At 72.2% G+C, this 9,183-nt stretch carries 7 protein-coding genes; 6 read left to right on the forward strand and 1 reads right to left on the reverse strand.

Annotated features, from left to right (window positions below):
- Positions 1 to 201: 201 nt before the first annotated feature.
- Positions 202 to 1,212 (reverse strand): type I pantothenate kinase, encoded by a 1,011-nt coding sequence (gene coaA, locus D8M29_RS05605; protein ID WP_044659424.1) that lies wholly within the window; start codon positions 1,210 to 1,212, stop codon positions 202 to 204.
- Positions 1,213 to 1,286: 74 nt separating this feature from the next.
- Between coaA and galE the strand changes: the two genes are divergently transcribed.
- The 6 genes from galE (at position 1,287) to D8M29_RS05635 (ending at position 9,065) form a co-directional block, all read left to right on the forward strand.
- Entirely contained in the window at positions 1,287 to 2,342 is a 1,056-nt protein-coding gene (galE, locus tag D8M29_RS05610; RefSeq protein ID WP_049146067.1) for a UDP-glucose 4-epimerase GalE, read from the forward strand.
- A 50-nt stretch (positions 2,343 to 2,392) separates the two neighbouring features.
- Positions 2,393 to 4,264, forward strand: coding sequence for a glutamine--fructose-6-phosphate transaminase (isomerizing) (glmS, locus tag D8M29_RS05615; protein WP_095353614.1), 1,872 nt, complete (start codon positions 2,393 to 2,395; stop codon positions 4,262 to 4,264).
- Positions 4,265 to 4,436: 172 nt separating this feature from the next.
- A complete protein-coding gene (locus D8M29_RS05620) occupies positions 4,437 to 5,732 on the forward strand; it encodes a serine hydrolase (protein WP_127435216.1) in 1,296 nt (431 codons plus the stop codon).
- Positions 5,733 to 5,830: 98 nt separating this feature from the next.
- Complete coding sequence (gene glgX / locus D8M29_RS05625; protein ID WP_060973418.1) at positions 5,831 to 7,960, forward strand: glycogen debranching protein GlgX; 2,130 nt, start codon at positions 5,831 to 5,833, stop codon at positions 7,958 to 7,960.
- Positions 7,957 to 8,688, forward strand: coding sequence for a hypothetical protein (locus D8M29_RS05630; RefSeq protein ID WP_127445839.1), 732 nt, complete (start codon positions 7,957 to 7,959; stop codon positions 8,686 to 8,688). Before glgX ends, D8M29_RS05630 begins: the two co-directional genes overlap by 4 nt.
- Positions 8,685 to 9,065: a holo-ACP synthase gene (locus D8M29_RS05635; protein WP_010080417.1), complete on the forward strand. Its 381-nt coding sequence runs from the start codon at positions 8,685 to 8,687 to the stop codon at positions 9,063 to 9,065. The genes D8M29_RS05630 and D8M29_RS05635 overlap by 4 nt, the downstream gene beginning before the upstream one ends.
- Positions 9,066 to 9,183: the final 118 nt, after the last annotated feature.

Genomic DNA, 9,183 nt, shown 5'->3' on the forward strand with positions numbered 1-9,183 from the left:
GCAAGTGATTGTGTGTGATGGATCGCGCTGCCACTAGACCTAAACCGCGGAAGCCACCCGTTCCCTACACGACGCTCTTCGGATCTTCGAGGAGCCGGAAGCCGGCGTCGCCGAGGACGGGCCCGCGGCGGGCGTGCCGCAACCGGCCACGAGCAGCGCGAGCGCGGCCAGCGCGGCGAGAGGGAGGGTGCGACGCATGGATCAGACCTTCCTCAGCAGCACGCGGGTCACCTCGTGTTGCGCGTTCTTCGTGAGCACCAGCCGGGCGCGCCCGCGGGTCGGGCGCACGTTCTGCTCGAGGTTCGGGCCGTTGATGGAGTCCCAGATGGACTCGGCCGTCGCCTGAGCCTCGGCGTCCGACAGGGAGGAGTACCGGTGGAAGTAGCTGCGCGGGTCGGCGAAGGCCCCCGAGCGCAGACCCATGAACCGGTCGATGTACCAGGACCGGATCCAGGACGCGCGCGCGTCCACGTACACCGAGAAGTCGAAGAAGTCGGAGACGGAGAGCCCGGCGGTGCCGTCGGCCCGGGTGCGCGGCGGGGCCAGCACGTTGAGTCCCTCCACGATCAGCACGTCGGGACGGTGCACCACCTGTTCCTCGCCCGGCACGATGTCGTAGGTGATGTGCGAGTACACGGGCGCGCGCACCTCCTGCGCCCCGGACTTGACGTCCGCCATGAAGCGCAGCAGCGCGCGGCGGTCGTAGGACTCGGGGAAGCCCTTGCGGGACATGATGCCGCGCTCGTGCAGCACCGCGTTGGGGTGCAGGAAGCCGTCCGTGGTGACCAGCTCGACGCGCGGTGTGGTCGGCCAGCGGCGCAGCATCTCCTGGAGCACGCGCGCCGTCGTCGACTTGCCGACGGCGACCGACCCGGCCACCCCGATCACGTACGGGGTGCGCCCCGTCCGCTCGCCGAGGAACGCGTTGGTCGCGCTGCGCAGGGCCGCGGAGGCCTCCACGTTGATGCTCAGCAGGCGCGAGAGCGGAAGGTAGACCTCGGCAACCTCGCGCAGGGACAGATGCTCGCCGAGGCCGCGCAGACGCTCCACGTCCGCCTGGTCGAAGGGCTGCGCCATCTCCGAGGCGAGACGGGCCCAGGTCTGGCGGTCCAGCTCCACGAAGGGGGAGCGCTGGTGGCCGTCGGGCACGGCGTCCGCGGGCTCCTCGGGGCCCACGAGGGGCAGCTCGGAGGTCGGGGGGGTGTAGGTCACCCGATCCATTATGGCCGCGGCCCGCCCGGAGCGGGCCCCCGCGTGACGTCACAGGGCCCGGATAGGATCGGCCCATGCGCGTTCTCGTGACCGGCGGTGCCGGATACCTCGGATCCCACACCGTGCTCACGCTGCTCGAGGCGGGCCACGACGTCCTCGTCCTGGACAGCCTGGTCACGGCGACGACGACGTCGCTGGAGCGCGTCGCCGAGCTCGCCGGAACGCGTCTGGGCGGGTCGCGGCTGCGCCTGCACGTGGCCGACATCCGCCGCCCCGAGGACTACCGCGGGGCGCTCGCGGACTTCGGCCCGGCCGCACTCGTGCACTTCGCCGGGCTGAAGTCGCCCACCGAGTCGATGACCCGCCCCGCCGCCTACTACGACGTGAACGTGGGCGGCACGGCCGCCGTCGCCGAGGCCGCGCTCGCGGCCGGCGCCCGCACGGTCCTGTTCTCCTCCTCCGCGACCGTGTACGGCGACCGCGCGCCGGTGCCGGTCGCCGAGGACGCCGCCACAGACCCGGTCTCGCCCTACGGGCACTCCAAGCTCATGGCGGAGCAGGTGCTGCGCGACGTCTGCGCCACGGTCGACGGCGGCGGGCTGGCGATGCTGCGCTACTTCAACCCGGTCGGCGCGCATCCCTCCGGGCGGCTGGGCGAGGACCCGAGCGGGGTGCCGGCGAACCTCATGCCCTTCGTGGCGCGGGTGGCCTCCGGCGCGTACCCCGAGCTGCGGGTGTTCGGCGCGGACTTCGACACGCGCGACGGGAGCGCCGTGCGCGACTTCATCCACGTGATGGACCTCGCGGAGGCGCACGTGGCCGGGCTCGAATGGCTCGCGGCCCGCGTGGCGACCGGGGGCGGTACGACGACCCGGGTCTGGAACATCGGCCGGGGCGAGGGCGTCACCGTGTTCGAGATGGTGCGCGCCTTCGAGGCGGTCACGGGCGGCCGCATCCCCTACCGCGTGGTCGAGCGCCGGCCCGGGGACATCGCCGAGTCGTGCGCCGCCGTGGACGCGATCGGCGCCGAGGTGGGCTGGCACGCCCGGCGCGATGTGACCGCGATGGTGCGGGACCTCTGGGCCTGGCAGGAGGCCAATCCCGCGGGGTTCTCGTCCCGGACGGAGTGAGCCGGCCCGCCGTGCGCGGAAGACGGGTCCGGCCCGGTATTCTCATGCGCATGTGCGGAATCGTCGGATACATCGGCCAGCCCCAGTCGGATCGTGAGCACGGCGCTCTCGACGTCCTGATGGAGGGCCTGCGCCGTCTCGAATACCGCGGATACGACTCCGCCGGTGTGGCCGTGGTGGACGGCGGTCAGCTGTACCACCGGAAGAAGGCGGGCAAGCTCGCCAACCTCGCCGAGGAGCTCGCCGAGCACCCCATCCCCACCGGCCTCGTCGGCATCGGCCACACCCGGTGGGCCACCCACGGCGGCCCCACCGACCGCAACGCCCACCCGCAGGTGGCGGACGAGGGCCGCCTGGCGCTGATCCACAACGGCATCATCGAGAACTACGCCGAGCTGCGCGAGGAGCTGCTCGCCAAGGGCGTCGAGTTCCTCTCCGAGACGGACACCGAGGTGGCCGCCCACCTCCTCGCCGACGTCTACCGGAACGCGGCCGGCCAGGACCTGACCCGCGCCATGCAGCTGGCCTCCCAGCGCCTCGAGGGCGCCTTCACCCTGCTGGCCGTGCACGTGGACCACCCGGACCGCGTGGTGGCCTCGCGCCGCAACTCGCCGCTCGTCGTCGGCCTGGGCGAGGGGGAGAACTTCCTCGGCTCGGACGTCTCCGGCTTCATCGACTTCACCCGCGAGGCCATCGAGCTCGAGCAGGACCAGGTCGTGACGATCACGGCCGACGCCGTCGAGATCTCGGACTTCCGGGGCGGCCCCGCCGACGGCAAGCGCTTCACCGTGGACTGGGACGCCTCGGCCGCGGAGAAGGGCGGCTTCGAGACCTTCATGGAGAAGGAGATCCACGACCAGCCCCAGGCCGTGCAGGACACCCTGCTGGGCCGCACGGACGCCGCCGGCGCCCTGATGCTGGACGAGCTGCGGATCGACCCCGAGGAGCTCAAGGCCGTCGACAAGATCATCGTCCTGGCGTGCGGCACGTCCGCCTACGCGGGCACGGTGGCCAAGTACGCCATCGAGCATTGGTGCCGGATCCCCGTGGAGGTGGAGCTCTCCCACGAGTTCCGCTACCGCGACCCGATCATCGACCCGCACACCCTCGTGGTGTCCATCTCCCAGTCCGGCGAGACCATGGACACCCTCATGGCGGTCCGCTACGCCAAGGAGCAGGGCGCCCGCACCGTGTCCATCTGCAACACCAACGGCTCCACGATCCCGCGCGAGTCGGACGCCGTGCTCTACACGCACGCCGGCCCGGAGATCGCCGTCGCCTCCACCAAGGCGTTCCTGGCGCAGATCACCGCCGCCTACCTGCTGGGCCTGTACCTGGCCCAGCTGAACAAGAAGCTGTTCAGCGGCCAGATCAAGGACATCCTGGCGGACCTCGGGGCGATCCCCGGCAAGATCGAGGAGATCCTCGCCGGCAAGGACCAGGTCAAGGAGCTCGCCCGCTCGATGGCCGACGCCACCTCCGTCCTGTTCCTCGGCCGCAACGTCGGCTACCCGGTGGCCATGGAGGGCGCGCTCAAGCTCAAGGAGCTCGCCTACATCCACGCCGAGGGCTTCGCCGCGGGCGAGCTCAAGCACGGCCCGATCGCCCTGATCGACGACGGCCAGCCGGTCTTCGTGGTCATGCCCTCGCCCCTGGACCGTCACTCGCTGCACGCCAAGGTGGTCTCGAACATCCAGGAGGTCCGCGCCCGCGGCGCCCGCACCTTCGCCGTCGCCGAGCGCGGCGACGCGGCCGTGCGCGGCCAGGCCGAGGTCGTCTTCGAGGTCCCCGAGACCCAGCCGATGCTCATGCCGCTGCTGACCACGGTCCCGCTGCAGATCTTCGCCCTCGAGCTCGCCACGGCGAAGGGCTACGACGTGGACCAGCCGCGCAACCTCGCCAAGTCCGTCACGGTGGAGTGATCCGCTCCGGCTGAACGACGACGGCGCCCGCCCCCTCTCCGGGGACGGGCGCCGTCCGCTTTCTGGGTTCCTGCCCCCGGCGCCCGGGTCCCCGTCGCTGTGGCGTCGCGGGCTAGAGTGTGACCACACCCGCCTGGGTGACCGCCGTCACACTTCTCGAAAGGACGCCTCGATGCGCCCCACCCGCCGCCAGTTCGCCCAGGGCATGGCCGTCGGTCTCGCCGGCCTCGTGCTGCCCCCCGCCGTCGCCTCCTCCGCCGTCGCCGCCCCGCAGGGTCCGAACCCGCGCTCCGGCCGCGGCCTGGACGAACGGGCGATCCAGGACGCCCTCGACGCCGTCGTGCAGTGGCCTGCCGTCGGCGCCGTCTGCTCCGTGGTGGGCCCGGCCGGCCGCTTCGACACCGCCTCCGGCACCCGCGGCCTGCACGCGAACGCCCCGGCGCGGGCGAACTCCGTGGCCCGGATCGCCTCGGTCACCAAGGGCATGGTCGCCACCGTCGCCCTGCAGGAGGTCGAGCACGGCACCCTGTCCTTGGACTCCACGATCGGCGACGTCCTCCCGGGCCTGTGGCCTGACATCGAGGACCGGGTCACCCTCTCGATGCTCCTGAACCACACCTCCGGCATGCCGGACGCCATCTGGGTGATCATGCGCGGCCAGTCCCTCTTCGAGCTGGACTTCGACGAGCTCGCGGACGTCGTCTCCCGCTCCTACGGCCAGCGTGAGCTCGTCGAGCTGGCGAAGCAGGCCGACTGGTGGTTCGAGCCCGGCACCGACTACGGCTACTCCAACACGGGCTACGTCGTGGTGGAGATGATGGTCGAGGCCGTCACCGGTCGCCGGATGCCCGAGCTCATCCGGGACCGCGTCTTCCGCCCGGCCGGCATGCACCGCACCCGCCTCGAGCACGGCACCCTCGTCCGCGGCGCGGAGATGCAGGACGCGGCCGTGCGTCCGCACGAGGCCAAGGCCCTCGAGACCATCGATCAGTCGATCTTCGCCTCCGCCGCCGCGGTGAACACCACCGCCGCGGACGTCACCCGCTTCTATCAGGCCCTCATGCGGGGCGAGCTGGTCTCGCAGCAGACCGTGGACCTCATGGTCACCCCCGTCGGCCCGGCCGCCCAGGCCGGCTACGGCTACGGCCTGTTCCTGGTCGCGGACCCGGCGCCGGAGCACGCCGGCGAGGTGCTGGTCGGCCACGACGGCGCCGGCTTCGGCTCCGTCTCCCTGGCCCTGTGCTCCCGCGCCGGCGAGCGTGCGTTCGCGTTCACCTACATCGGCCGGCCGTACTGGCAGGAGGGCTGGGACGAGGTGTTCGCGAAGGAGCTGGCGCTGATGCGCACCGCGTTCGTGGTCAATGCCGCAGACGCCCCGGCCTCCCGCGACCGCCTGGTCCGCGGCGGCGCAGCCGCCTCGCGCCGTGCCGTGGCGGACATGGCCGCCCGCGGAGCCCGACTCGTCTGAGCGGATCGACGTCCCGGCATGGTGTCTGCCCGCGCCAGTAGACTCCCCGAGGAGGCCCGCCGCACCCGGCGGGCCGCACGACGAGACCCCGGAGAGTCATGCACACAGTGGAGATCGGCCAGCCGTACCCCCTCGGGGCCACCGTGGACGAGACCGGCACCAACTTCGCCCTCGCGGTCTCCCGCGAGGTGGAGGCGGTCGAGCTGTGCCTCGTCGCCGACGACGGCACGGAGACGCGCATCCCTCTCGAGGAGCGGCACGGCACCACATGGCACGCCCACGTGGCGGGCATCGGCCACGGGCAGCGCTACGGCTACCGCGTGCACGGCCCCTGGGACCCCGCCCGCGGCCTGTGGCACAACCCGGCCAAGATCCTCGTGGACCCGTACGCGCGGGCGTTCACCGGCGACTACGAGTGGGGCCAGCAGCACCACTCGTACGACTTCGACGAGCCGGACCGCATCGACACCTCGGACAACCTGGGCACGAGCATGCTCGGCGTCGTCGTCGCCGAGGACTTCGACTGGGGCGATGACGCCCCACCCGCCGTCGAGCTCACGGACACGGTGATCTACGAGACCCACGTCAAGGGCATGACCAAGCTGCACCCCGCCGTCCCCGAGGAGCTGCGCGGCACCTACGCGGGCATGGCCCACCCGGAGGTGGTCCGCCACCTGACCGAGCTCGGGGTGACCGCCGTCGAGCTGATGCCCGTGCACCAGTTCGTCAACGACGCCACCCTGCAGGAGAAGGGGCTGAGCAACTACTGGGGCTACAACACGCTCGGCTTCTTCGCCCCGCACGCCGCCTACGCCTCCTCCTCGGAGGTGGGCGGCCAGGTCCGCGAGTTCAAGCAGATGGTGAAGGACCTGCACGCCGCTGGTCTCGAGGTGATCCTCGACGTGGTCTACAACCACACGGCCGAGGGCAACGACAAGGGCCCCATGCTCAGCCTGCGCGGGCTGGACAACGCCGGCTACTACCACCTCGTCGAGGGCGACGAGCGGCACTACATGGACTACACGGGCACCGGGAACTCGGTGGACCTCTCCAGCCCCAAGGCCCTCCAGCTGGTCATGGACTCCCTGCGCTACTGGGTCACCGAGATGCACGTGGACGGCTTCCGGTTCGACCTGGCCACCACCCTCACCCGGGTGGAGGGGGAGCAGGGCCCGGACATGTTCTCCGGGTTCTTCGACGTGGTCCGCCAGGACCCGGTGCTGCGCACCGTCAAGCTCATCGCCGAGCCGTGGGACGTGGGCTGGGGCGGCTACCAGGTGGGCAACTTCCCCGGCCTCTGGTCCGAGTGGAACGGCATGTACCGGGACGCGGTACGCGACTTCTGGCGCGGCGAGCCCGGCACCCTCGGCGAGTTCGCCACCCGCCTGACCGGCTCGGCCGACCTCTATGAGGGGGACGGGCGCGGCCCCGGTGCGTCCGTGAACTTCGTCACGGCCCACGACGGCTTCACGCTGCGCGACCTCGTCTCCTACAACGAGAAGCACAACGAGGCCAACGGCGAGGACAACAACGACGGCGAGGCGCACAACCGCTCGTGGAACTGCGGCGTGGAGGGGGAGACCGACGACCCCGAGGTCGTGACGCTCCGCGCCCGCCAGCGCCGCAACTTCCTGGCCACCCTGCTGATCAGCCAGGGCGTGCCCATGATCAGCCACGGCGACGAGCTGGGCCGCACCCAGGGCGGCAACAACAACGTCTACTGCCAGGACAACGAGATCTCGTGGATCGACTGGTCCGCCATGGACGACTCGCTCGTGGCGTTCACCCGCGACCTGATCGCGCTGCGCCGTGACCACGCGGTGTTCCGCCGTCGCCACCACTTCGACGGTCGCCCCGCGGCCCGCGACATCGAGGCGCCCCTGCCGGACATCGTGTGGCTCGAGCCGGACGCGACCGCCAAGACGGAGGACGACTGGGGCGCCGAGGCCCGGTCGATCGGCTTCTACCTCAACGGGCACACGCTCCCCCGCGGGGACGAGGAAGGGGAGGAGCCCTACCGGGACTTCTACGTCCTCATGAACGCGTGGTGGGAGCCCGTGCCGTACACCCTGCCCGGGCCCACGTTCCCGGCCGAGTGGGAGGTCGTCGTGGACACCTCGTCCCACGTCGCCCCGAGCGGCTCGCACCCCCGCGTGCGTGCCGGGGACGTGCTTGAGCTCCCGGCCCGCTCCACCGTCGTGCTGCGGCAGGTCCCCGAGGGCGCATGAACGAGCGGGTCGACCGGGGGCGCGTCCGCCGTGGCCTGCCGCGGTGGGCGCGGGCCCTCTGCGCCACCGTGGCGACCCTGGCGGCGCTGGGACTGGCCTTCGGCGCGGGATGGGCCACGCACGCCGTGACGGACCCGCACCCGGACGACGCACCGCGCGTGGACGCCCTCCTCGTCCTCTACAGCCAGCCCCGCGTCTACGACGCCGCGATCGAGCTCGCCGCGTCCGGTGTCACCGACCGGCTCTTCGTCTCCGCGTACCTGGGGCCGGACGGGCACGAGAAGCTGTGCGGCGGCCCGGAGGAGCGCGACCCGCGGCTGGAAGGCGTCACCGTCGAGTGCTTCGCGCCCGATCCGGTGACCACCCAGGGCGAGGTCGTCCACGCGGCCGACCGCATGCGCGAGCTGGGCCTGCACCACCTGGGCGTGCTCACCTTCCACCAGCACGTGGAGCGTGCGCGGCTGCTGGCGGAGCGGTGCCTCACACTCGAGGAGGGCCGTGTGTCCCTGTACGCGTTCGACGCCGGCTTCGACCGGCTCGGCCGCCTGCAGCACGGCGTCTACGGCGTGCTGGCCTACGGGAAGGCGATGCTCACGCCGGGCTGCGACCAGCAGCTGCCCGGCGTGCTGCAGTGGCCGCTCGACCTGGCCAAGCGACTGCGCGGGCAGCCCGTCGGGGACGAGGCCGGCGCCGTCGTCGTGGGCGCCCGGCGGGCGGGGGCGGCGTGATCGTCGGCGTGGGGGTGGACGTGGTGGACGTCCCGCGGTTCCGGGCGCAGCTCGAGCGCACCCCGGCGCTGCGCGCACGCCTGTTCACCGAGGACGAGCGGGACCTGCCGCTGCGCTCGCTGGCCGCGCGCTTCGCCGCCAAGGAGGCGATCGCCAAGGCCATGGGCGCCCCGCCCGGGATGATGTGGCACCACTGCTGGATCCCGCGCCCGGACCACGGCGACGGCCGCCCCACCGTGCACCTGACCGGCACCGTGCAGGCCCAGGCCGAGGCCCTGGGCATCACCCACTGGCACCTCTCCCTCAGCCATGACGGGGACGTCGCCACCGCCTACGTGGTCGCCGAACGCCGCGCGGCCGAGGAGGAGTCCGCATGACCGCCGATGACCTGACCCGCATCGCCGTGACCGGCTCGGCCGTGCGCACGGCCGAGGAGCCCCTGCTCGCGGCCGGGCGCGGCCCGGAGCTGATGCGCGCCGCCGCCTGGGCCCTGGC

The organism is Micrococcus sp. HSID17227, assembly GCF_003989405.1.
Taxonomy (GTDB): domain Bacteria; phylum Actinomycetota; class Actinomycetes; order Actinomycetales; family Micrococcaceae; genus Micrococcus; species Micrococcus luteus.

Bases quoted from the DNA above. Each gene is read 5' to 3' on its own strand.
- galE (WP_049146067.1), top strand. From the start codon at position 1,287: ATGCGCGTTCTCGTGACCGGCGGTGCCGGATACCTCGGATCCCACACC.
- glmS (WP_095353614.1), top strand. From the start codon at position 2,393: ATGTGCGGAATCGTCGGATACATCGGCCAGCCCCAGTCGGATCGTGAG.
- D8M29_RS05620 (WP_127435216.1), top strand. From the start codon at position 4,437: ATGCGCCCCACCCGCCGCCAGTTCGCCCAGGGCATGGCCGTCGGTCTC.
- glgX (WP_060973418.1), top strand. From the start codon at position 5,831: ATGCACACAGTGGAGATCGGCCAGCCGTACCCCCTCGGGGCCACCGTG.
- D8M29_RS05630 (WP_127445839.1), top strand. From the start codon at position 7,957: ATGAACGAGCGGGTCGACCGGGGGCGCGTCCGCCGTGGCCTGCCGCGG.